The sequence below is a fragment of the Solirubrobacter phytolaccae genome (assembly GCF_027587195.1).
GTDB classification, from domain to species: Bacteria; Actinomycetota; Thermoleophilia; order Solirubrobacterales; family Solirubrobacteraceae; genus Solirubrobacter; species Solirubrobacter phytolaccae.
The window spans coordinates 1-22182 of the sequence record NZ_JAPDDP010000102.1; the positions used below are offsets into that span (position 1 = coordinate 1).

The 22182-nt window shown below is 70.9% G+C and carries 21 protein-coding genes and 1 other RNA gene; 10 read left to right on the top strand and 12 right to left on the bottom strand.

What is annotated here, in order from left to right; translation table 11 throughout:
• On the top strand, nucleotides 1-685 hold a 685-nt coding region (locus OJ997_RS33000), incomplete at its 5' end, for a hypothetical protein (RefSeq protein ID WP_270029668.1).
• Here OJ997_RS33000 and OJ997_RS33005 read toward each other — a convergent pair.
• The 3 genes from OJ997_RS33005 to OJ997_RS33015 form a co-directional block, all read right to left on the bottom strand.
• Complete coding sequence (locus OJ997_RS33005) at nucleotides 654-1907, bottom strand: S1 family peptidase (protein ID WP_270029669.1); 1254 nt, start codon at nucleotides 1905-1907, stop codon at nucleotides 654-656. The two genes, OJ997_RS33000 and OJ997_RS33005, sit on opposite strands and share 32 nt — an antisense overlap.
• Nucleotides 1908-2132: 225 nt before the next feature.
• Nucleotides 2133-2517: a transfer-messenger RNA gene (ssrA, locus tag OJ997_RS33010) on the bottom strand.
• 20 nt (nucleotides 2518-2537) lie between these two features.
• On the bottom strand, nucleotides 2538-3131 hold the full coding sequence (locus OJ997_RS33015; protein ID WP_270029670.1) for a TetR/AcrR family transcriptional regulator: 594 nt from the start codon (nucleotides 3129-3131) through the stop codon (nucleotides 2538-2540).
• A gap of 65 nt (nucleotides 3132-3196) precedes the next feature.
• Between OJ997_RS33015 and OJ997_RS33020 the strand changes: the two genes are divergently transcribed.
• From OJ997_RS33020 to OJ997_RS33030, 3 genes are all read left to right on the top strand, one after another.
• Entirely contained in the window at nucleotides 3197-5188 is a 1992-nt protein-coding gene (locus OJ997_RS33020) for an MMPL family transporter (RefSeq protein WP_270029671.1), read from the top strand.
• A 9-nt stretch (nucleotides 5189-5197) separates the two neighbouring features.
• Nucleotides 5198-6559 (top strand): dihydrolipoyl dehydrogenase family protein, encoded by a 1362-nt coding sequence (locus OJ997_RS33025; protein WP_270029672.1) that lies wholly within the window; start codon nucleotides 5198-5200, stop codon nucleotides 6557-6559.
• Between the two features lie 372 nt (nucleotides 6560-6931).
• Entirely contained in the window at nucleotides 6932-7768 is an 837-nt protein-coding gene (locus OJ997_RS33030; protein WP_270029673.1) for a glutathione S-transferase family protein, read from the top strand.
• Here OJ997_RS33030 and smpB read toward each other — a convergent pair.
• The 4 genes from smpB to OJ997_RS33050 all read right to left on the bottom strand — a co-directional run bounded on the left by smpB (nucleotide 7758) and on the right by OJ997_RS33050 (nucleotide 11487).
• Entirely contained in the window at nucleotides 7758-8198 is a 441-nt protein-coding gene (smpB, locus tag OJ997_RS33035) for an SsrA-binding protein SmpB (RefSeq protein WP_270029674.1), read from the bottom strand. The genes OJ997_RS33030 and smpB overlap by 11 nt on opposite strands.
• Before the next feature lie 86 nt (nucleotides 8199-8284).
• Nucleotides 8285-8635 (bottom strand): hypothetical protein, encoded by a 351-nt coding sequence (locus OJ997_RS33040; protein ID WP_270029675.1) that lies wholly within the window; start codon nucleotides 8633-8635, stop codon nucleotides 8285-8287.
• Nucleotides 8632-9978, bottom strand: coding sequence for a DUF1501 domain-containing protein (locus tag OJ997_RS33045; protein WP_270029676.1), 1347 nt, complete (start codon nucleotides 9976-9978; stop codon nucleotides 8632-8634). The genes OJ997_RS33040 and OJ997_RS33045 overlap by 4 nt, the downstream gene beginning before the upstream one ends.
• Before the next feature lie 165 nt (nucleotides 9979-10143).
• Nucleotides 10144-11487, bottom strand: a complete 1344-nt coding sequence (locus tag OJ997_RS33050; RefSeq protein WP_270029677.1) for a DUF1800 domain-containing protein — start codon at nucleotides 11485-11487, stop codon at nucleotides 10144-10146.
• 58 nt (nucleotides 11488-11545) lie between these two features.
• Between OJ997_RS33050 and fdhA the strand changes: the two genes are divergently transcribed.
• Nucleotides 11546-12763 (top strand): formaldehyde dehydrogenase, glutathione-independent, encoded by a 1218-nt coding sequence (fdhA, locus tag OJ997_RS33055; RefSeq protein WP_270029678.1) that lies wholly within the window; start codon nucleotides 11546-11548, stop codon nucleotides 12761-12763.
• On the opposite strand, the gene OJ997_RS33060 is transcribed toward fdhA, so the two are convergent.
• Genes OJ997_RS33060 through OJ997_RS33070 form a run of 3 tightly spaced genes read right to left on the bottom strand, consistent with a single transcriptional unit; the run spans nucleotide 12753 to nucleotide 16098 of the window.
• Nucleotides 12753-14411: a ribonuclease R family protein gene (locus OJ997_RS33060; protein ID WP_270029679.1), complete on the bottom strand. Its 1659-nt coding sequence runs from the start codon at nucleotides 14409-14411 to the stop codon at nucleotides 12753-12755. The genes fdhA and OJ997_RS33060 overlap by 11 nt on opposite strands.
• Nucleotides 14408-15580: a S41 family peptidase gene (locus OJ997_RS33065; RefSeq protein ID WP_270029680.1), complete on the bottom strand. Its 1173-nt coding sequence runs from the start codon at nucleotides 15578-15580 to the stop codon at nucleotides 14408-14410. Before OJ997_RS33065 ends, OJ997_RS33060 begins: the two co-directional genes overlap by 4 nt.
• 38 nt (nucleotides 15581-15618) lie before the next feature.
• Nucleotides 15619-16098 carry an ATP-binding protein gene (locus tag OJ997_RS33070; protein WP_308213599.1) on the bottom strand — a complete coding sequence of 160 codons (480 nt, stop codon included), beginning with the start codon at nucleotides 16096-16098 and terminating at the stop codon, nucleotides 15619-15621.
• Here OJ997_RS33070 and OJ997_RS33075 point away from each other — a divergent pair.
• Together OJ997_RS33075 and OJ997_RS33080 are read left to right on the top strand one after the other, a co-directional pair.
• Nucleotides 16025-16339 carry an STAS domain-containing protein gene (locus OJ997_RS33075; protein WP_270029682.1) on the top strand — a complete coding sequence of 105 codons (315 nt, stop codon included), beginning with the start codon at nucleotides 16025-16027 and terminating at the stop codon, nucleotides 16337-16339. The two genes, OJ997_RS33070 and OJ997_RS33075, sit on opposite strands and share 74 nt — an antisense overlap.
• A gap of 2 nt (nucleotides 16340-16341) precedes the next feature.
• Entirely contained in the window at nucleotides 16342-17874 is a 1533-nt protein-coding gene (locus OJ997_RS33080) for a SpoIIE family protein phosphatase (protein ID WP_270029684.1), read from the top strand.
• Here the strand turns inward: OJ997_RS33080 and ftsX are convergent.
• Together ftsX and ftsE are read right to left on the bottom strand one after the other, a co-directional pair.
• Complete coding sequence (ftsX, locus tag OJ997_RS33085; protein ID WP_270029685.1) at nucleotides 17846-18739, bottom strand: permease-like cell division protein FtsX; 894 nt, start codon at nucleotides 18737-18739, stop codon at nucleotides 17846-17848. The two genes, OJ997_RS33080 and ftsX, sit on opposite strands and share 29 nt — an antisense overlap.
• A complete protein-coding gene (gene ftsE, locus OJ997_RS33090; protein ID WP_270029686.1) occupies nucleotides 18736-19554 on the bottom strand; it encodes a cell division ATP-binding protein FtsE in 819 nt (272 codons plus the stop codon). Before ftsE ends, ftsX begins: the two co-directional genes overlap by 4 nt.
• Before the next feature lie 86 nt (nucleotides 19555-19640).
• Here ftsE and OJ997_RS33095 point away from each other — a divergent pair, with 86 nt between their 5' ends.
• Genes OJ997_RS33095 through OJ997_RS33105 form a run of 3 tightly spaced genes read left to right on the top strand, consistent with a single transcriptional unit; the run spans nucleotide 19641 to nucleotide 22172 of the window.
• Nucleotides 19641-20891 carry a M16 family metallopeptidase gene (locus OJ997_RS33095; RefSeq protein ID WP_270029687.1) on the top strand — a complete coding sequence of 417 codons (1251 nt, stop codon included), beginning with the start codon at nucleotides 19641-19643 and terminating at the stop codon, nucleotides 20889-20891.
• Between the two features lie 44 nt (nucleotides 20892-20935).
• Nucleotides 20936-21298, top strand: a complete 363-nt coding sequence (locus tag OJ997_RS33100) for a hypothetical protein (protein ID WP_270029688.1) — start codon at nucleotides 20936-20938, stop codon at nucleotides 21296-21298.
• A gap of 40 nt (nucleotides 21299-21338) precedes the next feature.
• The gene (locus tag OJ997_RS33105; RefSeq protein WP_270029689.1) at nucleotides 21339-22172 is read left to right on the top strand and encodes an RNA polymerase sigma factor; all 834 of its coding nucleotides are present in this window, start codon (nucleotides 21339-21341) and stop codon (nucleotides 22170-22172) included.
• Nucleotides 22173-22182 lie beyond the last annotated feature (10 nt).

A 22182-nucleotide genomic window follows, 5' to 3' on the forward strand; every position in this document is an offset into this window, starting at 1 on the left:
CCGGCGCCTGCTCGAGGCGCCCGCCCCGCGCCGCCGCCTGCGCACCGGCCGCCGCGGCCTGCTGCTCGGCGGCGTGATCGCCCTGGCGGCCGGCGGCACGATCGCGACCGCGGCGATCTTCACCGGCGATCCCGCCCCTGAGGAGATCCAGTCCTACTCGCGCGATGCGAGCATCCCACCCGACGTGGCCCGCAGCGAGCTCCTCGACCAGCGCAAGCTGCCCGCGCTCGCGGACACCGCGCAGCGTGAGCTGGGTGACGCGTTCGCCGGCGTCTGGGTCGACGCGGACGGCTCGCGTCGCATCGTCCTCGCGCTGGTCGACGGCGCGCCTGAGGACCGGGCGCGGGAGCTGATCGCCGAGGCCGGCCTCGAAGGGCGTGTCGACATCGTGCATCGCGCCCGCGGTGCGGAAGCGCTGGACGCGATCCGGCGCACGCTCGATGCCGAGCTGGTCTCGATCAACAAGGCGGCACCGTCGGCGATCAACGTGGAGGTCGACCCGCGCACGAACCAGGTGCTCGTGCGCCGCCCGGCGCGCACCGCGACGCCGGAGCAGCGTCGGTTCCTGGAGGCGTTGCCGGAGCGGTACCCCGCATCGGAGCTGCGGATCGCCGAGAGCGCCGGCGAGTTCAAGCTCGAGCGCCGCTGCCCGCCTAGGTCTGCGGAGTCACGTTCAGCGTGTTGAAGGCCGCCGCGCTGAAGTAGAACTTGTCGCAGCTGCCGTACGCGCCGATGTTCGAGCCGTACGCGTTGTTGGACGCGAACACCGCGCCGCCACTGTCACCCTTCACGGAGCAGTAGGAGGCGCGATACGTGTTCGGGATGCCTTCGCGGGTCGCGAGACCGCCGGTCACCTCGGCGCAGTTGGAGTCGGTGAAGCCGCCGGTGAAGCAGACGCGCATGCCGACGGAGCTGCTGCCCCAGCCGCTGATCCGGTACGTCTCGTCGGACTGGATGCGGATGTACGGCCCCGGGTTCCAGCCGCCCGGGTTCTCGATGTTGATGATCCCGAAGTCCTCCGTCCAGCTCCAGCGCCCGCCGATGTTGTGCGAGCTGTTGTTGGCGAAGTGCGTGCTCCAGTAGCCGGCGTTGCCGACGAAGCAGTGCTTCGCCGTCGACAGGAACTGCTTGTTGTCGATCAGGCTGCGGACGACGAAGCCGGCCGAGCAGAGGCCCTGGCCGCCGTGGATCAGACGGATGCCACCGCGCAGCGGCGGGTCGCACCAGGCGCCCGACGTACACGCCTCCGTGGTGGCCGCGGCCGGCTTCGCGACACGGCTCAGCTGCCCGGCGAACTCCGTCTCTGCGGTCGCGAGGAACTGGGCCTGCTCGGGCGTCGGCGCCGGCGGCACGTTGAGCCTGACCGTGCCGGTCTTGACGTCGCTCTCGGCGTCGATCGTGATCGGCGCACCCACGTTGGCGACCGCGAGCCGCTTGTCGAGCTCGGCCTGCAGCGCCGTCAGCCCGGCCTCGCTGCGTGGCGCCGGCACGACATCGACGTCGTCACCGAGGTCAGCCGCCGCGACGGCCTCGTTCACGTTGGCGGACGTCTCCTGCGGCAGCGCGGACCGACCCTCCGCTCCGGGCGCGGACACGACCGCAAGCTTGATCCGACCGTCCTCCACCCAGACGCCGCCGTACTCGTCGCCGAGCTGCGCGCGCGCCGCCTCGGCCAGCAGCGGGATCCGCCGTTGCTCCACGAGCTGCTCCTGCGCCTCGGCCGCGCTGATCCCCTCGGCGGCCGCCAGCGACGTGATCTCCTCGGTCGCCGGCACTGCCTCGACCGGCTGCACCTTCGGCACCGACACCGGTTCCTGCGCTCCCGCCACGGCCCCCGAGCCGAGCGTGATCACGGTCGTGGCCACGGCCACGACCGGAAGCGAACGCCAGACAGCGTTCTTTCCCATGAGTCCTCCTCGATGATGAGTTGCCGCACGCCGAGGGCACGACGAGAGCGCCCGATCCGCCCGAGCGCTCTGCCTCCCTTAAGTACTGCGCACCCTGCGTGCGGCCACCAGTGAAGCGCCGACTTCGAAAAGTTCAACGTTCCCAAGCGGACAACTCATGCTCGCCATTCGGGCACAGCCCCTCCAGAACGACGAAGGCCCCGCAATCTGCGGGGCCTTCGAAGGGAGTGGAGACGGCGGGAATTGAACCCGCGTCCGCAGTCGCGTCAAGCCGGCGTCTACGAGCGTATCCGGTGTTCTATGTCTCGCCCCTCTCTAGCTGCACCGGCAAGGTTGAGAGGTGGCCAGCCCGATCAAAAGTCCCCTCCATCAGCTCAGGCAGGCGTCTGGAGGGCAAGCCTACTTATTACTCGGCGTGATCCCGTCGTAGGCCTCGGGCGCCAAGGCTCAATCTAGTTTCAGCTAGACGAGAGCGTACTCGTGGGCCTCATCGGCCACGAGAGCGGGATTAGTGTCCGCATTTGTGTTTGTGCTGGTTTTTAACGGGGCCTCCAGCACCCCGACTCGCAACCGACCCCACGAACCGACCACGTCGAAGCCTGTCGTCCCCAGGGTCTTGCAGCGCTAAGTCTAGACGCTCGAGGGCGGCCAGTCGAGCGCGCGCAGCAGCTCGACGGCGGCGGCGAGGTGCTCACGGGGAGGGATCTCTGGCGCGAGCGTGACGAGGCGGCGCGCCGCGCCGACCGCACCCATGAACGCACCCGCGAGCAGCTCGGCCCGCTGCGCGTCGGCTCCACGCGTGCGCAGGAACGTCACCACGGCCGCGTGGTGGTCGGCGACGAGCGCCGCGTCCCGCCGCTGGAGCTCCGGCTCGCGGTCGAGCAGGCGGAGCATGGCGCCGTCGGACGGGCCCTCGTCGAGCCGCAGCATCCCGAGCAGCGCGGCGACGAGCGCGTCCAGCGTTCCCCGCTCGGCCGGTGCCTCTTCCAACAAGGCCGCCAACCGGCCGACGTGCTCGGCGTGCCGGTGGAAGACCAGGTCCTCCTTGCGCGGGAAGTGGCGGAAGACGGTGCGCGGCGCGACGCCGGCGGCCGCGGCGATCTGCTCGACCGACGTTTCGCCGAACCCCTGCGTGAGGAAGAGCTGGTGTGCCGCGGCGACGATCTCCGCCCGCGCACGCGCCCGGTTGCGGTCTCGCAGGGTCGAGCGGGGCTCAGTCGACACGATCGCCCATCGTAACCACCTAAGATGGCAGTCACTGCCACTTAGACAGTTGGAGTCATTCTCTCGTGCTCAAGTACGTAGTCGCACTGCTCGCGATCCTGGTCGCGGGCGGCCTGTCGTCCCAGGCGGGCAAGCTCGAGGAGGTCCAGAAGAGCGACCTCTCCGCGTTCCTGCCCGGCGACGCCGAATCCGTCAAGGCGCTGCAGGCCGCCCGGGAGTTCCCGTCGGGTGACGTGAGCCCGGCGGTGGTCGTCATCGCGCGCGAGAGCGGCCTCACCGACCAGGACCGCGACGCGCTCAACGCGCTGCGCGAGCTCGAGCTGCCGCTGGCCTCCCCCGAAGCGCCCGAGGCGACGTTCGCCGACGACGACCGCGCCGGCCTGCTCGCGCTGCCGCTTAAGGGCCAGAACTCCGATGTCGTCGCCGACGCGGTCGAGCAGCTGCGCACGGAGCTCGAAGCCGCGCCCGACGGGCTCGAGACCGCCGTGACCGGACCAGCGGGCTTCTCGACCGACCTCAAGAACGTGTTCGCGGGCGCGGACACGCGGCTGCTGGCCATCACCGGCGGGCTCGTCCTCTTCTTGCTGATCCTGATCTACCGCTCGCCGATCTTCTGGCTGATCCCGTTCGTCACCGTGATCCTCACCGAGGGCGCGACGCGTGGGCTGGCGGCGCTGCTCGGCGAGGCGGGCCTCACGATCAACGGCCAGAACGCCGGCATCCTGTCGGTGCTCGTGTTCGGCGCGGCGACCGACTACGCGCTGCTGCTCGTCGCCCGCTACCGCGAGGAGCTCACCCGGCATGAGCACGCCGAGGCGGCGATGCGACAGGCCCTGAGGGGCGCCGCCCCCGCGATCCTCGCGTCCGGCGCGACCGTCATCGCGGGCCTGTTCACCCTCGTGTTCGCGTCCGTCGACGTGACCGCGTCGATCGGCCCGCTCGGCGCGGCGGGTGTCGCCACCGCGCTGGTGCTCTCGCTCACGCTGCTGCCCGCGACGCTCGTGATCGCCGGCCGGCGCGCGTTCTGGCCGCGGATCCCGCGCCACGGCGACAGCGTCGAGAACGACCACCGCGTCTGGCGCCGGCTCGGAAACACGATCGCCGCGCGCCCGCGCCCGCTGTGGGTCGGCTCGACGATCATCCTCCTCGTCCTTGCGCTCGGGCTCACCGGCCTCGACACGTCGCTCACCCAGGAGCAGCAGCTGCGCGGGAACCCGGAAGCGGTCGCGGGCCAGGAGCTGCTCGGCAAGAGCTTCCCCGCCGGCCTGTCCGCCCCCGCGAGCGTGGTCGTGCCGACCGGCGGCGACGTCGAGGCCGTCAAGCGCGCGATCGGCGACGACCTCCAGCGCGAGGAGGAGGGCGAGCCCGGCACGCAGCTGAGCGTCGTGCTCGCCGCCGACCCGTTCAGCGAGGAGGCCGTGCAGGCCATCCCGCGCCTGCGCGACGCGGTCCACAAGGCGGAGCCGCGCGCGCTCGTCGGCGGCCAGACCGCGCAGTCCTACGACCTGCGGCAGGCCGCGGAGCGCGACAACCTGGTGATCCCGCCGCTCACGCTCGGCGTCGTCCTGCTGGTGCTGATCCTGCTGCTGCGCGCCCTCGTCGCGCCGCTGCTGCTCCTGCTCGCGACCGCGCTGTCGGCGGCCGCCGCGCTCGGCGCGGGCGTCGTGATCTTCGACGTCATCCTCGGCCTGCCGGCGGTCGACCCGACGCTGCCGCTGCTCGCGTTCGTGTTCCTGGTCGCGCTCGGGATCGACTACACGATCTTCCTCATGGCGCGCGCCCGCGAGGAGGCGGTCGAGCAGGGCACACGCCGCGGCGTGCTGGCCGCGCTCGCGGTCACCGGCGGCGTGATCACGTCCGCGGGGATCGTGCTCGCCGGCACCTTCAGCGCGCTCGCCGTCCTGCCGCTCGTCGTGCTCACGCAGCTCGGCACCGTCGTCGCGTTCGGCGTGCTGCTGGACACGCTGCTCGTGCGCAGCGTGCTCGTCCCCGCGCTCGTCCACGACATCGGCGCCAAGGTCTGGCTCCCGTCCAAGCTCGCGCGCAAGGGCGGGTAGGGTCGACGCATGCGGACCTTCGATGTCGTGGTGATCGGTGCGGGACCGGCCGGTGAGGTGGCGGCGGGCCGGCTCGCGGAGCGCGGGCTGGACGTGGCCATCGTGGAGGATCGACTCGTCGGCGGCGAGTGCGCGTATTGGGCGTGCATGCCGTCGAAGGCGCTGCTGCGCCCGTACGAGGCGTTGGCCGAGGCCAAGCGGAACCCGGGCGCCGCGGAGGCGGTGACCGGCGCGCTCGACGTGGCGGCGGTGCTCGCGCGGCGCGACGAGATCATCCACGACCTCGACGACAGCGCACAGCTGCCGTGGCTGGAAGACCGCAAGGTGACGCTCATCCGTGGCCACGGCCGGATCTCCGGCGAGCGGCGCGTGACCGTCGGCGACGAGGAGGTCGAGGCGCGCAAGGCCGTCTTCCTCGCGCCCGGCTCGCTCCCGCTGATGCCGCCGATCGAGGGGCTCGACACGATCGACGGGGCGTGGACGAACCGCGAGGCGACGACCGCCAAGCAGATCCCCGAGAGCATGGTCGTGATGGGCGGCGGCGTCGTCGGCGTCGAGATGTCGCAGGCGTTCCAGACGCTCGGCTGCCAGGTGACGCTGATCGAAGGCGCGCGCCGGCTCCTGCCCAACGAGGAGGAGTTCGCGTGCGTCCAGCTCACGGAGGCGCTGGAGCACTACGGCGTGAACATCCGCACGGGCCGCAAGGCGACCAAGGTCGAGCAGGCCGACGACGGCATGGTCACCGTGCACATGGACGACGGCACCAGCGCGACGGGCGAGCGGCTGCTGATCGCGCTCGGGCGTGAGCCGTCGACCAAGGACGTCGGCGTCGAGGTCGTCGGGCTCGAGCCGGGCAAGCTCGTCGAGGTCGACGAGCACCATCGCGTCCCCGGCCACGAGTGGCTGTACGCGCTCGGCGACGTGAACGGCATCTCGCTGTTCACGCACATGGGCAAGTACCAGGCGCGCCTCGCCGCCGACCACGTGCTGGGCGAGGACCACTCCGCGCAGCACGGCGCGAACGGCAAGCAGTCGCCGCGGGTCGTGTTCACGGAGCCGCAGGTCGCGGCCGTCGGCCACACGTCGGAGACGGCGGCGGACGCGGGGATCGAGGTCGAGATCGTCGAGACGTCGACGTCGGGCAACGCGGGCGGCTCGTTCTACGGCCGCAACGCGGAGGGCACGGCGCGCTGGCTCGTGGACAAGGAGCGCGGCGTCGTCGTGGGCTGCACGATCACCGGCGCCGAGGTGGCGGACTTCCTCCACGCGGCGACGATCGCGATCGTCGGCGAAGTGCCGGTAGCCCGCCTCGCGCACGCCGTGCCTTCGTTCCCCACTCGCTCCGAGATCTGGCTGAAGCTGGCCGGTTAACGAAAAGGGACGCGGAGGGAGCCGCTCGAGGTCCCTCCGCAGAACCCGGCGCAGGCGCCAGGTTCACTTCGGGCGGCGGGCCTTTCACCTCATGGCCTCGCTCTTTGCGTCTCGACCTCCGCGTCTGGTTGAACCCTAAAACGGGGTGCGTCAACGACGCAAGCGTGCTTGTGCGGTTTATCACGCAATCTGCGTAATTTCGATTGGCATCGAACCTTTGGTACGATGGTCATCGAACTAGCAGAAGGAGTCGCCATGACCCAGACCGCCCCCGCCCCCACCCCCACTCCAGTCGCCACTTCGACCACCAAGCCGCCCTTCCGCCGACTGGTCGTGTTCACCGGCAAGCCCTAGCCGGGTAGCTTCCAACCCGTGACCGCCGGAGCCTTCGTCCGCCAGAAGAGCCAGTTCCGCGACCGCCCCGAGGGCGGTCCGGACCGTCATCATCTGTACGTCGCCCTGGCCTGCCCGTGGTCCCAGCGGGCGGCGATCGTCCGAGCGGTCACCGGGTTGGAGATCGGCATCTCGTATGCCCACCCCTATCGCGACGAGCGCGGGTGGGCCTTCACGGGCGGCCAGTTCGTCGACGACATCAACGGCTTCGAGCTCCTCCAGCAGGCCTACGACGCCAGCGACCCGAGCTTCGAAGGCCGCGTCTCGGTCCCCGTGCTGTGGGACAAGGAGGCCGGCCGGATCGTCAACAACGAGTCCGCCGACATCGTCGTGATCTTCGACGAGTGGACCGGCGGCCGGTTCTATCCCGCGGACAAGCGCGAGGAGATCGACGCGCTCAACGCGTGGATCTACGACGAGTTCCAGAACGGCGTCTACCGCGCGGGGTTCAGCCGCTCACAGCGCGCGTACGACGAGGCCTTCCGCGGCGTCTTCAGCGCGCTCGAGCGGATGGAGGCCCTGCTCGCCGACCGTCGCTACCTGGTCGGTGACGCGATCACGCTCGCCGACTGGCGCCTGCTCCCCACGCTGCTGCGCTTCGACGCCGTGTACCACACGCACTTCCGCTGCAACGGCAAGCGCCTGATCGAGTACCCGAACCTGCTCCGCTACACCCGCGACCTGTACCAGCAGCCGCACGTCGCCGAGACGTTCGCGCTCGACGAGGTCAAAGAGCACTACTACACGACGCACGACGAGCTGAACCCGAAGCGGATCATCCCCGCCGGGCCGCTCGACCTCGGCTTTACCGCCTGAAGCTGCGTTCGATCTCGCGCTTCATCTCGCGGTCCTTGATCGCGTGGCGCTTGTCCTTGGCGTCCTTGCCGCGCGCGAGCGCGATCTCGACCTTGGCGTGGCGCCCCTTGAAGTACAGGCGCGTCACGACCAGCGTGAGCCCCTTCTCCTTGGTCTTGCCGATCAGCTTCTCGATCTCGCGCCGGTGCATGAGCAGCTTGCGCGGGCGCTCGGGCTCGTGGTTCTCGCGCGTCGCCTGGGCGTAGGGCGCGATGTGCACGTTGTGGAGCCAGACCTCGCCGTTGTAGACGGTCGCGTACCCGTCCTTGATGACCGCCTTCTTGTCGCGCAGGGACTTGACCTCGGTGCCCGTGAGCACCATGCCGGCTTCCCACTTGTCGAGCAGGTTGTACTTGAACGACGCTTGGCGGTTTTGGGCGATGTCAGCCACACCCCAATTATCGCAGGCAGGCGATCGAACGTGGCAGCGCTTCGCGCGCCATGCGCGATCGCTTGGCCTTCGCTTCGCGGCGGCCGCTACTTCACGTTCAGCGTCGTGCGCATGCCCGCCTGCTTGTGCCCCTCGATCGAGCAGTAGAGCTCCCACTTGCCCTTGGTGAGCTTCCCGCGCCATTCGGCGACGCCGCCGGGGAGCGTCTCGGGCACGGAAGCGATCGTCGCGCGGACCTTCCCGAGCTTGCGGAGCTTCAGGTCGTGCGGGTCCTCGCCGCGGATCGCGAGCTGGACGATCGCGGGTCCCGGCTTGACCGAGGTGCGTGAGAGCGTGAAGCGGAACTCGGTGGCCTCGACGAGCAGCCGGGAGGGCGCGGCGGCCTGCGCCGGCGCGGCGAAGACGAGCAGCACGGCGATGCACAGCAGGCGCCTCACTTGAGGATCACCGGCTTCCCGATCCCGCGCGCGTCGGGCAGGACGGCCGCGGGGTCGACGCCGAACCAGTCGCCGCACAGCGCGCCGTAGAGCCCGCGGAAGTCCGAGGTCGCGCGCAGGTTGCCCTGGTTGTCGAGCTTGTCCACGCCCGGGAACTCGCCGATCATCCGGCCCGCGGCGCGCGTCCCGATCAAGAAGCCGACGCCGGCCGCGCCGTGGTCGGTGCCGGAGCCGTTCTCGGCCGCGCGGCGCCCGAACTCGCTCCACACGAGCGTGAGCACGCGGTCGGCGAGCCCGCGCGCCTCGAGGTCGCGCTGGAAGGCGAGCAGCGAGTCGAACGTCAGCTGCAGGTTCTTCGGCATCGTCTCCGCCTGGTTGGCGTGCGTGTCCCACGTGCCGGGCGCGCGCAGCGAGGCGGCGCGGATCGGCAGGCCGGCGGCGAGCATCGCGGCGAAGCCCGAGAGGCGCTTCGGGAACGCGTCCGTGGACTGCGGGTAGGCGGCCGCGGGCGCGTACAGCGGCTTGCCGTCCTTGCCGAGCGGCGCGAGCGCGTCGCGGACCGTGCCGGCGAACGCGGCGGCCTGCGCGGCCTGGGCGATCGCGGGGTCGCTCGCGCCGAGCAGCGAGCGGCCGATGTTCGTGAACGCGGGGACGGCGTTGTCCATCGCCGGGCCCCAGGCGCCGGGCGCCCAGAAGCCGAAGTCCTCGGGCTCGTCGATCGCCGCGACCGGGTTGCGCGCGGTGGCCAGCGAAGGCGCGAGCTGACCGTCCAAGGACACGCCCTGGAGCGGGTTGTCGGCGGCGCCGACGCGGTCGAGCACGCGCCCGAGCCAGCCCGTGCGCAGGTTCGCGTCCAGCGCGCCGACCTCCCAGAAGTGGCGCGAGGTGAAGTGCGACTGGTCCGCGCCGGTGTAGCCGACGGCCGGCAGCACGGAGACCTTGCCCTCGGCGTGCAGGTCGGCGAGCGCGTTCACGGACGGGTGCCAGCGCAGGCGCGAGTCCTCGCTGAACGGGCGCCCGTCCTTCAGCGCGAGCTTCGGGCGCAGGCGCTGGTAGGTGGCGTCCTCGACCGGGGCGAGCACGGACAGGCTGTCGAGCCCGCCGTCGAGGAAGACGTTGAGCAGCACGGTGTTCGGGCCACCGGCCTGCGCGTGCGCGACACCGGATTCGAACACGGGCAGCTTGGCGAGCTTCCCGGCGCCGTAGACCGCCAGGCCGAGGCCCGCGGAGCGCAGCAGCAGCGAACGCCGGGACAGGCCCGTGCCGGCGGGTTCCGGCATCCCGGGTTCGATCGCGGGAAGGCCCGCGGAGGCGCGAGCGTGCTCGTTGCAGCAAGTGTTCATGAAGGAGTCCTCCGGTGCATGTGCGGTGCGCCTGACGTGGTGCAGCCGCCAGTGCCTCGGGCCGCACGCTCGAGCGTGGCGTGCCTCTGGCACGTGAGCCGAGTGGGTGGACCGAGGTGCCGCGGATGTGCCGCGGCAGGTGTGCCGGTATGCATCGGGGGGCTCCTACGACGTCAGGTAGTCGGGGGAGGTGGCGACGAGCATCCGCAGGGTGTTGACCGCGAGCACGGGATAGGCCGTCTGCTTCCAGGGCTTGTCGGCGGTGGCGAGGGTGTCGGCCGCGTAGCGCTCGAGGCCGGCGCGGACCGGGCCGGAGAGCGACGGGTCGCCCCAGAAGGCGACGGCCTGCTTGACGAGCTCGCCGGCGTCCATCGGTGCGGTCGCGCCCTTCTCGGGGTCCAGCCGCGCGGGGTCGCACACGTGCTGGGTCATCAGCCAGCGGGCGCGGAAGGTGGCGGTGTCCAGCCAGCGCGAGTCGTCCCAGCCGGAGACGTTCGGCGGCATGAACAGGTACTGGCCGGCGATCTCGCACAGCCACGCCCACGCGGCGGTGTCGATGCCGCGGCCGGTCGCGCGGAGCATGCCCGCGCACTGGACGACGGGCGGCTTGACCATGCGCCTGCCCGCGGCGTAGAGGTCGGGGTGGGCGAGGATCGCCTCGACCACGGGCCGCACGTCGCGGTCGCTCTTCACATACAGCTTCGCCAGCGCCTTGACGGTCGCCGCCGACGGCGCGGACGGGATGAAGTAGCCCCACAGCTTGCGCGCGAAGAACTCGGGGTGCTTGCCGTGGCGGGTGACGAGCTTGACGCCCTCCTGCCAGGTGAACTTGCCGCGCTTGCCGTAGATCTTCTTGGCCTTCGCGTCGTGCCGCTTGCGTTCGTAGCGGAAGCGCGTCGGGCCGGAGTCGGTCCAGTCGTTGGCGAAGCCGGTCAGCGCCCGTGCGAGCTGGCGCACGTCCTTCTCGGTGTACCCGCGACCCGCGCCGAGGCAGAACAGCTCCTGCAGCTCCCGCGCGTAGTTCTCGTTCGGGTCCCACACGTTGTTGGACGTGCCGTTGAGCCACAGCAGCATCGCCGGGTCCTTCGTGATGTCCAGCGTGAGCCGCTCGAAGTTGCCGAGCGCGTGCCGTCGCAGCAGCGCGTTCTGGCGCAGCATCAGCTTCTGCGGCACACCCGCCTTCGACGTCGCGAACCAGTCGTGCCAGATCAGCGTCATCCGCTCCACGAGCGGCGCCTCGGTCCGCACCATCCGGTCCAGCCACCACAGGTGGTCGTGCCCCCACGCGTCACGCGGCGCGAGCGGCGCACCGTCCACGCGCGGATTCGGCCCGACGAGCCGCTTGGACGCCGGCCGGGTCAGCGAATGGATCGCGCCGCGCAGGCCGAGCTTGGCCAGCTCCGCCGCCTGCCCCGGCTTCGGACCGAAACCAGCGCGCCACAGCAACCGCGTCGCCTGCTCTTCACCGAATGTCCCCTTGTACGACGAAACCCCCACGACGTAGTGCATCGGACCGCGCGTACGCAACCTGAAGGGGCCTGGGCCCCATAGCGGGTACGGCGGCCACATGCCTGACAACAGAGGGGTTGCCTACATGGGCCCCGGGGCGGTCGAGGTGCAGACCATCGACTTCCCGAGCTTCACCGTCCAGGATGGCCCCGGTGTCCCGCAGGAGAACGTCGGCCGCGAGTGCCATCACGGCGTCATCCTGAAGATCGTCTCGACCAACATCTGCGGCTCCGACCAGCACATGGTCCGTGGCCGCACGACCGCGCCCGAGGGCCTGATCCTCGGCCACGAGATCACCGGCGAGGTGGTCGAGAAGGGGCGTGACGTCGAGTTCCTCGACGAGGGCGACCTCGTGTCCATCCCGTTCAACATCGCCTGCGGGCGCTGTCGCAACTGCAAGCAGCAGGACACCGGCATCTGCCTGACCGTGAACCCCGAGCGTCCCGGCGCGGCGTACGGCTACGTCGACATGGGCGGCTGGGTCGGCGGCCAGGCCGAGTACGTGATGGTCCCGTACGCGGACTTCAACTGCCTCAAGTTCCCCGACAAGGCGCAGGCGATGGAGAAGATCCTCGACCTGACGATGCTGTCGGACATCTTCCCGACCGGCTACCACGGCTGCGTGACCGCCGGGGTCGGCCCGGGGAGCACCGTGTACGTCGCCGGCGCGGGTCCGGTCGGCCTCGCCGCGGCGCACTCCGCCCAGCTGCTCGGCGCGGCGGTCGTGATCGTCGCCGACCTCAACGAGGCGCGGCTCAAGCAGGCGGCGTCGTTCGGCTGCGAGACCGTCGACGTCTCCAAGGGCGATCCGAAGGACCAGATCGAGCAGATCCTCGGTGTCCCGGAGGTCGACGCCGGCGTCGACGCGGTCGGCTTCGAGGCGCGTGGCCACGGCGAGCATGCCTCCGAGGAGCAGCCGGCCACCGTGCTCAACAGCCTGATGGACCTCACCCGCGCCGGCGGCAAGCTCGGCATCCCGGGGCTGTACGTCACCGGCGATCCCGGCGCTTCCGACGAGGCCGCCCAGGAGGGCTCGCTGTCGATCCGGATCGGGCTCGGCTGGGCGAAGTCGCACAGCTTCGCGACCGGCCAGTGCCCGGTCATGAAGTACCACCGCGACCTGATGCAGGCGATCCTCAACGACCGCGCGCAGATCGCCAAGGCGGTCAACGCGAAGGTGATCACGCTCGACGAGGCCCCGCAGGGCTACGACGACTTCGACAAGGGCGAGTCGGTGAAGTTCGTGATCAACCCGAACGGGCTGGTCAAGAGCTGAGCTCGACCGGCAGGAGATCGACGCGTCCGCGCGGCGCGTCGATCTTCTCCACCTGCACGGTGATCGCGTCGCCGAGGCGGATGCGCATCCCGCTCTTGGTGGCGATGAGCATCGTCTCGGTCTCGTTGAGCTCCCACCAGTCGTCGCGCAGCTTGCGCACCGGGAGCAGCCCCTCGTAGCCGTCGAAGGCGACGAACGCGCCCGCGCCGATCAGGCCGCGGACCTCGCCGCGGAACTCGCGCTGCCAGCCGCCGGTCTTGAACAGCTCGCTCTCGAGCAGCAACGCGCGGGCGACGTTGTCGGCGGCGCGCTCGATCGTCATCGCGTCGCGTTCGCGTTGCGAGCAGTGCTCGGCAGCCGGCTCGAGGTCGGACGCGCGGACGGTCGCCTCCGGGAAGCCGATCGCGGACAGCAGCGCGCGGTGGCAGATGAGGTCGGGATAGCGCCGGATCGGCGACGTGAAGTGGCAGTAGCGCTCCGAGCGCAGCCCGAAGTGCCCGAGGTTCTTGGCGCTGTAGCGCGCCTGCTTCAAGGACCGCAGGATCAGCGACGTGTAGGCGGGACCGTGGACCTTCCGCGCCGCCTCCTCCACCAGCTCGCCCGCCTGGTTCGCTGTGAGGTGCTCGGGCGCGGGCGGCGTCGGCAACCCCAGCGACGCCAGCTGCTCGAGCAGCCGCTGCACGCGCGCGGGATCGGGCGGCTCGTGCACGCGGAACACGCCGGCGAGCTTGCGCTTCTCCAGCAGGTCGGCGACGGCCTCGTTGGCCGCGATCATCAGGAACTCGATCAGCTCGTGCGACTCGGTGCTCTCGCTCGCCGCCACGCTCGCCACGTGCCCGTCGCGGGTGAACTCGAACTCCGGCTCGGACGACTCCACGGTCAGCGCGCCCCGCGCCGCCCGCTTCTCGGCGAGCGCCCGTGCCACCCGTCGCGCTTCCGCCAACCCGGGCGGCCCGGTCTCACCCGCGGCGAACAGCGCGTCCACCTCGGGATACGACAGCCGGGCATCGCTGCGGATGATCGAGCGGTGGAACGCCGTGCGCCGCACGACGGCACCGTCGAACTCGAGCTCCACCGTCACCGCGAGCCGGTCCTGGTGCGGCACGAGCGAGCACGCGCCGTTGGACAGCGCCTCGGGCAGCATCGGCTCCACCAGCCCCGGCACGTACACCGAGGTGCCGCGCCGGAACGCCTCGCGGTCCAGCGCCGACCCGGGTTTCACGTACGCGGAGACGTCCGCGATGTGCACCCACACGCGCACCGCGCCGTCGTCCAGCGCCTCGGCCGAGATCGCGTCGTCGAAGTCGCGCGCCGACGGCGGGTCGATCGTGAACGTCGGCAGGTGACGGAGGTCGTGCCGGCCCTCGCGTGAAGGGTCGGCGTTGCGCGCCTCCCGTTCCACCAGCGGGTCGAACCGCCGCCGCAGCCCGCGGTGCAGCATCAGCCCTTCGAGGACGTCCCGCGCGACGTCGGGCCGCCCCAGCCGCCGCACGACGCGGAAGCGCCGGCCCTTGGCCACACCGACCTCGACCAGGTCCCCGACGCCCTCGCGCCGCGGCTTCTCGACCTCCACCCGCGGCCCCGGCTCGAAGAAGGGCGTGACCGCGTAGTGCTTCCCGTGCTTGGAGAGGACGCCGACGAGCGTCAACCCGCGGCCACCGTCTCCAGCGCCTTCTCCAGCGCCTCGTCGGGCTCGGTCTTCGGGTCGTCGGAGGCCTGGATGTTCGGCGTGATGCCGGCGCCCTTGCGCACGCCCCCGCCGCCGAGGTTGCGTCCTGACGGCGTGAAGTACTCGCCGACCGTGATGTCCAGCGCGCCGCCGTTGTCCAGCTGCATGATCTCCTGGAAGACGCCCTTGCCGTACGTGCGCGTGCCGACGACCTTGGCGCGCTTGCGGTCCTGGAGCGCGCCCGTGACGATCTCCGACGCGGACGCGGAGCCCTGGTCGACGAGCACGACCACCGGGATCTTGCCGTCGATCGCGCCGCCGGTCGCGTTGTACACGCGCTCCGGGCGCGCGCGGCCCTTCGTCGAGACGACGCGCCCCTCGGGCAGGAACACGGACGCGACCTCGACCGCCTCGTTCAGGAGCCCGCCGCCGTTGTGGCGCAGGTCGAAGACGATGCCGGTGGCGCCCTTCTTGAGCTCGTCCTTGACGGCGGCCTCGACGTCGTCGCCCGAGCCCGACGTGAAGCCGGCCAGGGACACCCAGCCGATCTTCTTGCCGTCATGCGTCTCCTGGCGGTGCTGGACGATCGGGATGTCCACCTTGGCGCGTTTGAGCGTCAGCGTGCGCCCGTCCTTGAGCTTGAGCGTGACCATCGAGCCGGCCGGCCCCTTGATCAGCGCCGTCGACTCATCGGAGTTCTTGCCCTTGAGCGACTTGCCGTCGGCGGAGACGATCACGTCGCCTTCCTTCAGCCCGCCCTTCTTGGCCGGCGAGCCGTCGTAGACCTGCGAGACGCGCAGGCCCTCGGGCACCTCGGTGACGCTCATGCCGACACCCTCGAACGCGCCCTCGGTGTCCAGCTGAAAGGCGTGGTACTCGGTGGGCGAGAAGTAGTGCGAGAACTGGTCGTCGAGCGACTCGACCGCCGACTCGAGCGACTTGTTCAGCAGCGCCTTGCGATCCACGTCGCGGTAGTAGTCGGCCTCGATCTTGTCGATCGCCTCCTCGTACAGGCGCCCGTCCGTGTCGCTCACGAGCGTGTCGCGCGCGAAGCCCGGCAGGAAGTCCGGGTGCCCGCCCAGCCAGATCCCGAGGATCAGCGCGAACGGGACGATGAGGACGAGAAGAGCGGTGCGCAGCCGTTTCATGGCGACCGCCACGGTACCGCGCGCTCTGTCACGCGACGCTAAGGGCGGTCGAGCTCGAACCAGACCACGGTCGGGCGCTCGTCGATCCCCCACCGGCTCGCGACCAGGTTCGTGAAGTGCAGACCCCACCCGCGCTCGCGGGCGTCGTCCCCGCGGGGCACGTACGTGAACCCTGGCCCGGAGTCGGTGACCTCCACGCGCAGCCGTCCGTCCGACAAGTCCGCGCGCACCTGGACCTCCCCCTCAGCGGCCGCGTGCTCGACCGCGTTGGCCACCAACTCGGACACGAGCAGGCGGGCGTCGTCGAGCATCGATTCGGGCATCTCGGCACCGAAACGCTCCATCAGCTGGCGGGCGGCGGCGGACGCCGCTGGGGATTTTGGGAAACTCTCCGAGTGCAACATGGGCCTATCGCCGGGTACAGCCGTACCCAATGGGAACGGGATGCTCCCATTTAAAGTCGAGAGACAGCAGACCAACGGAAAAGTCCACGTGATCGTGCGGGGCGAGTTGGACATGGAGACCGGACCTCGGGCGGAGGAGGAGCTCCGTCGCGCCGAGGACGGCAAGCCGCCCGTGCTGGTCCTGGACCTGCGCGAGGTGACGTTCTTCGACTCGACCGGGCTGCAGCTCGTGCTCGACGCCGACGTCCGCGCCCGCGAGGAGGGGCGGACGTTCATCCTGCTCGCCGGGGACGGCGAGCCGCGGCGCGTGCTCGAGCTCGCCGAAGTCGCCGATCGGCTCAACCTCGAGGGGTAGGCGTGGCGGAGCTGGACCTCGCCGACACGGGCTTCCTGCTCACCGATCCGCGGCTCGACGACCACCCGATCGTGTACGTCAACGAGCCGTTCCTGGAGATGACCGGCTACCCGGCCGACGAGGTGCTCGGCCGCAACTGCCGCTTCTTGCAGGGCGAGGACACCGACGAGGGGCAGATCGACGCGATGCGGCGCGCGGTCGCCGAGGAACGCCCGGTGACGGTCGAGCTGATCAACTACCGCAAGGACGGCACGCCGTTCTGGAACCAGGTCCACATCTCGCCGGTGCGCGACGCTGAAGGCCAGGTCGTGCACTTCGTCGGGCTGCAGGTCGACGTCACCGCGCGCCGCGCCGCCGCGGTCGCGCAGCGCCGCTCCTCCTTCCTCGCCGACGCCGGCCCGCTGCTCGACGCCTCGCTGGACCTCGAGTCCACGCTGGACTCGCTCACGCGCCTGTCCGTGCCGTTCCTCGGCGACGTGTGCCTCGTCGAGGAGATCCGCCACGACGAGGTGCTGCGGCTCGCCGCCACCGGCAGCGACCGGGACGCGGTGCGGTCCGCCGACGCGCATGACCCGGTCGTGCGTGCCGTCCGCAGCGGTCGCGCGGAGATCGTGCGCACGCACGCGCTGCTCGGGAGCGAGACGATGGCGATGATCGTTCCGCTGAAGGCCCGCGGCACGATCCGCGGTGCCGTCGTGTTCGCCTCACCCGGTCGCGAGTACGGCCCGCAGGACCTGCTGCTCGCGGAGGACCTGGCGCTGCGCGCCGCCCTCGCGATCGACAACGCGCGCCTGTACGAGAACCTCGGCTCGGTCGCGCGCTCGCTCCAGCAGGGCCTGCTCCCGCAGCGGCTGCCGACGCTCGCGGGCATGGACCTCGCGGCGCGCTACCGGCCGGCCGGTGACGGCAGCCTGATCGGCGGCGACTTCTACGACGTGCTCCCGCGCCGGGACGGACTCGATCTCGTGATCGGCGACGTCACCGGCAAGGGCGCCCGCGCGGCCGCGCTGACCGCGCAGGTGCGCCACACGCTGCGCACCGCCGCCCAGTACGAGGACAGCCCGAGCGAGGTCCTGGACGTCGTGAACCGCACCCTGCTGGCCGAACGTGGCGAGGCGGGTGGGCGCTACTGCACAGTCGCGATGGCGCGGATCGAGCTCAACGGCACCGCGCGGGCGACGATCTGCTGCGCCGGGCATCCGATGCCGTTCGTGATGCGCAGCGGCGGCGACGTCGAGCCGGTCGGCAAGCCCGGGTCCGTGCTCGGCTGGGTCCCGGACCCGAAGCTGCTCGACGTCACCTTCGAGCTCGGCGAGCAGGAGTCGCTCGTGCTGTTCACCGACGGCGTGACCGAGGCCCGCACGACCGGCGACCAGTACGGGCTCGCCGGGCTGATGGAGCTGCTGCGGGCGGCAGCGAGCGAGGACGCGTCGGGCATCGCCACCCGGGTGGACCGGGCCGCGGCGCACGCTGGCGCGCGCCGCGACGACGTTGCCGTGTTAGTCGCTAGACACGTAGGAACTTCCGCAGGCTGAGGCCGGAGCCAAGCGAGGACACCGCGACGGCGGCGACCAGCAGGAGCCCGATCAGCAGCGGGAAGTCGATCGTGTCCGGCGCGGCGATCAGCGCGAAGTCGGCCGCGAGCGGGTCGACCACGGCGATCTTGACCACCGCGAGCAGCGCGATCGCGAGCACGCCGCCGACCAGGCCGACGATCACGCCCTCGAGCACGAACGGCCAGCGGATGAACCAGTCCGTCGCGCCCACGAGCTTCATGACCTCGACCTCACGCCGGCGGGCGTAGAGGGAGAGGCGGATCGTGTTGGCGATCAGCAGCATCGACGCGACGCCGAGCAGGCCCGCGAGGAGCGCCATCGTGATCTTCACGACGCCCGTGACGGCGAGGATCTTGTTCGTGTCCTCTTCGCGGTTGCGGACCTCGTCGATCGCGGGGTCGATGACCGTGCGGCCACCGCCCGCGGCCTCCGGGGCCAGCGCGTCCTTGATCTTGGCGATGTCGTCCGGGTTGCCCGGGGTGATCCGGAACGTGTCCGGCAGCGGGTTGGACCCGAGCAGCTCATAGGCCTTCGGGTTGCGCTCGCGCTCGGTCTTGTAGGCCGCGTCCTTGGAGATGAACTCGACCGACTTGATCATCGGCTCGCTCTTGAGCACGCGCTCGACGCGGTCGACGTCCTTCTGCTGGGCGTCCGTCTTGAGGTAGACGTCGGCGATGACCTTGCCGCGGACCTCGTTGGCCGCGCCGGTCGTGGCCTGCACGACCGGGATGAAGACGCCGAGCACGAGCACCGTGACGAGCACGGTGGCCATGGCGGCGAAGCTCGGGATCGCGTTGCGCTTGAGCGCCCGCAGCGCCTCGCGCAGGAAGAAGACGGGCTTCATCCCTGGGCGCTCCGCATCCGGATCGCGAACTCACGCGTGGACTCGGCGGCGGCGTACGCGGCCGACTGCTCGTCGCGGACGATGCGGCCCTCGGAGAGCTCGATCACGCGGCGGCGCATCTTGTCCACCATCGACACGTCGTGCGTGGCGACCAGGACCGTCGTGCCGGTCTGGTTGATCCGGTAGAGCAGCTGCATGATGCCGATCGACGTCTCGGGGTCGAGGTTGCCGGTCGGCTCGTCCGCGATCAGCAGCGGCGGGTGGTTGACGAACGCGCGGGCGATCGCCACGCGCTGCTGCTCGCCGCCGGAGAGCTGGTCGGGGTAGTTGTGCAGCTTCGTGCTCAGGCCGGTGAGGCGCAGGATGTCCGGCACCTTGTCGCGGATCTCGCGGCGACCGCCGCCCGTGACCTGCAGCGCGTACGCGACGTTCTCGTACACCGTGCGGTTCGGGAGCAGCTTGTAGTCCTGGAAGATCACGCCCAGGTTGCGCCGGTAGTACGGCACGCGGGGGCGCGGGATCTTCTGCAGGTCGCGGCCGGCGACGCGGATCTCGCCGGCGGTCGGCTCGAGCTCCTTGATGAGGAGCTTCATCGCCGTCGACTTACCTGAGCCGGAGTGGCCCACGAGGAAGACGAACTCCCCCGGGAAGATGTCGAACGAGATCCCGTCCAGAGCGGAGTCGGTCGCGCTGTAGCGCTTCTCCACGCCACTGAAGGAGATCACCGCGCCGGTGGCGGGCGGATGGGGAGCAGCAGTTCTATGAGCGCCTTCGCGTGAGCGGCGACGGCGTAGATGTCGTTCGGTTGCAGCCATGGGGCGTCCTCAGTCGAGGGTACGGCGCGATGTTCGTGGGGAACGCAAGGTTCCCTGCAACGTGTGTTGAGTACGCTGAGTCGACCATGGCGCGCATCGAGTCCTCATCCCTGCCGAACGGCCTGCCGCTGCACCGGGTGGAGCTTCCGACCCGGTCGACGACGATTCTCGTGGCCTTTGACGCGGGCGCGCGCACGGAACGTCCCGAAGAGAACGGGATGGCCCATTTCCTGGAGCACCTGGTGTTCAAGGGCGGGCAGAAGTACGACGACTACCGCAAGGTCAACCAGACCGCGGAGACGATGGGCGCGGTCCTGAACGCCTACACGTCGCACGACCTCGTCGCCTTCCACATCACCTGCCGCGCGGAGGTCGCCGCCGAGGCGATCGACCTGCTGACGGACTTCGTCGGGCGCCCGAAGCTCGACGGCGAGGAGCTCGAGCGCGAGCGCGGCGTCGTCATCCAGGAGATCGCCCGGGCGCACGACCAGCCGTCGGTGATCGCCGAGCACCTGATCGACCGCGCCGCCTTCGGCGACCACCCGCTCGGCCGCCCCGTGCTGGGGCCGGAGGAGCACCTGCGGTCGACGTTCACGCGCGACGGCATCCTCGCTTTCCGCCGCCGCCAGTGGGTCGGCTCACGCGGCGGTGCGTTCCTGGTCGGCAACCTCGAGCACCTGCCGGAGGACAACGAGCTGGCCGAGCTGTTCGGCCGCTTCCCGTCGATCTCGGCCAACGGTGGCTCCGAGCCGGCGCCGGCGTTCGCGCCGACGACGCTCGTCGAGCACCGCGAGTCCGCGCAGTCGCACCTGCGGATGTCCTACCGGCCGTCGATCGACCCGCGCGCGCCCGCCGAGCGCGCCGCGCTGGCCGTCTACTCGACGCTGCTGGGCGGCTCGATGGGCTCGCGCCTGTTCGACGAGATCCGCGAGCAGCGCGGCCTGGCCTACTCCGTCTACGCGATCGACCACTCGTTCGCGGACGTGCCGATCCTGCAGCTTTCGGCCGGGCTCGAGTCGGGCAAGTGCGTCGAGGCCTTCACGCGCATGCGCGAGATCGTCGACGAGCTGCGCACCGAAGGGCCGAGCGAGGAAGAGGTCGAGCGGGCGCGGGCGTACGCCGCCGGGCGCCGCGTGCTGGCCTTCGAGAACACCAACGCCGTCGCGCGCCACGCGGCCCAGCAGACGGTCGTCTTCGGGCAGGACATCGACCCCGACAAGGCGATCGAAGCGCTGGACGCCGTCACGTATGACCAGGTCGTCGAGATCGGTCGCGGGATCTCCGAGTCGCTCTCGGTGGCCTGCGTCGGCCCCCACGATCAGTCAGAGTTCTCATAGAGACTCTTGCCCTTGGTGGTTGCGTCGTCCACAATGGGTTGTGGGTGACCAGCTTCGAAGAGCTCAACCACCGCGAGCTGGAGCGCTACGTGCGCCGGGTCTCGGACCGGTGGCCCCTGGACCGCGCGCTGCTCGGCGGCGCGCGGGTCGCTGACATGCGCGGCGCCGGCCCGCAGCGTGAGCGCGGTCCCGAGTACGTGATCGTGCTCGTGAGCGAGCATTTCGACGGCGTGCCGTGGCTCGAGCGCGTCTACGTGACGGGCACGCTGTGGGACGCCTACGAGATGGGTGCGCCCGCCGACGTGCACGCCTACACGCCGGTCGAGTTCGAGCGTCGGCGTGAGAACCTCCCGGCCGTGCGCGACGCGGCCGAGTGGGGCCTCGAGCTACTGCCCGAGCACGCCTGAGTCGAACTTCCTCGCCGCGCTGTGCGTATGACGGCGCGGGGTGGTCCTGCTTCGCACGCAGTCCGATGAGCGTCTCGTCGCGTTGGCACGCGCGGGCAACGAGCGCGCGTTCGAGGCGATCGTCGCGCGCTACCGGCCGCTGCTGGTCCGCGCTGCCCGACGCTACCTGAGCGACACGCGCGCCGAGGACGCCGTCCAGCAGGCCTTCCTGGCTGCCTGGAGCGCGCTGCAGCGCGGCGACGACGTGCGCGACCTGCGCGCCTGGCTCTACCGGATCGTCCACAACACGGCCTTGAACGCGCTGCGCGCCTCGGGCTACGAGTGGGCGGAGCTGCCGGACTCGATCGCCGGCGCCGACTCCGAGCTCGACCGCCGGATGGACGTGCGCGAAGCCCTGACCGGCCTCGCCGCCCTGCCGGAGCGCCAGCGCGAGGCACTGCTGCGGATCGCGGTCGAGGGCCGCCCGCAGACCGAGGTCGCCGCGGAGCTCGGCGTGAGCGAGGGCGCGGTGCGCCAGCTCGTCCACCGCGCCCGGCTGACCCTGCGCGCCGCCGCCACGGCGATCACGCCCCTTCCCCTTCTCTCATGGGGAAGTGGAGTGGGTGCAGGCGCCACAGCCGCGAAGGTGGGCGCGGCCGCCGTGATCGCGACGACCGCGGTGGCCGTGCCCGTTGTCGTGCGTGATGAGCCGCGCGCGCCCACGGCGCGCGCCGCCAGCCCGACGCCGACCGCCACTCCGCCCGCCGCCACGCGCACCCCGGCGCCGACCGCCACCCGCACGCCGATCGCCACCGCCACGCCACGACGTCGCGAGCCGCGGCGCCGCGCGCGAGGTGGATGGCGTCCATGGTCGACTCGGTGCCGGAGTTCGTGAAGCGCCACGC

What these genes read in the sequence shown, in the direction of transcription:
- OJ997_RS33005 (WP_270029669.1), bottom strand. Translation starts at nt 1,907, where the DNA reads ATGGGAAAGAACGCTGTCTGGCGTTCGCTTCCGGTCGTGGCCGTGGCC.
- OJ997_RS33025 (WP_270029672.1), top strand. Translation starts at nt 5,198, where the DNA reads ATGCGGACCTTCGATGTCGTGGTGATCGGTGCGGGACCGGCCGGTGAG.
- OJ997_RS33045 (WP_270029676.1), bottom strand. Translation starts at nt 9,978, where the DNA reads ATGAACACTTGCTGCAACGAGCACGCTCGCGCCTCCGCGGGCCTTCCC.
- OJ997_RS33050 (WP_270029677.1), bottom strand. Translation starts at nt 11,487, where the DNA reads ATGCACTACGTCGTGGGGGTTTCGTCGTACAAGGGGACATTCGGTGAA.
- fdhA (WP_270029678.1), top strand. Translation starts at nt 11,546, where the DNA reads ATGCCTGACAACAGAGGGGTTGCCTACATGGGCCCCGGGGCGGTCGAG.
- OJ997_RS33065 (WP_270029680.1), bottom strand. Translation starts at nt 15,580, where the DNA reads ATGAAACGGCTGCGCACCGCTCTTCTCGTCCTCATCGTCCCGTTCGCG.
- OJ997_RS33075 (WP_270029682.1), top strand. Translation starts at nt 16,025, where the DNA reads ATGCTCCCATTTAAAGTCGAGAGACAGCAGACCAACGGAAAAGTCCAC.
- OJ997_RS33070 (WP_308213599.1), bottom strand. Translation starts at nt 16,098, where the DNA reads ATGTCCAACTCGCCCCGCACGATCACGTGGACTTTTCCGTTGGTCTGC.
- ftsX (WP_270029685.1), bottom strand. Translation starts at nt 18,739, where the DNA reads ATGAAGCCCGTCTTCTTCCTGCGCGAGGCGCTGCGGGCGCTCAAGCGC.
- ftsE (WP_270029686.1), bottom strand. Translation starts at nt 19,554, where the DNA reads ATGGCTGCAACCGAACGACATCTACGCCGTCGCCGCTCACGCGAAGGC.
- OJ997_RS33095 (WP_270029687.1), top strand. Translation starts at nt 19,641, where the DNA reads ATGGCGCGCATCGAGTCCTCATCCCTGCCGAACGGCCTGCCGCTGCAC.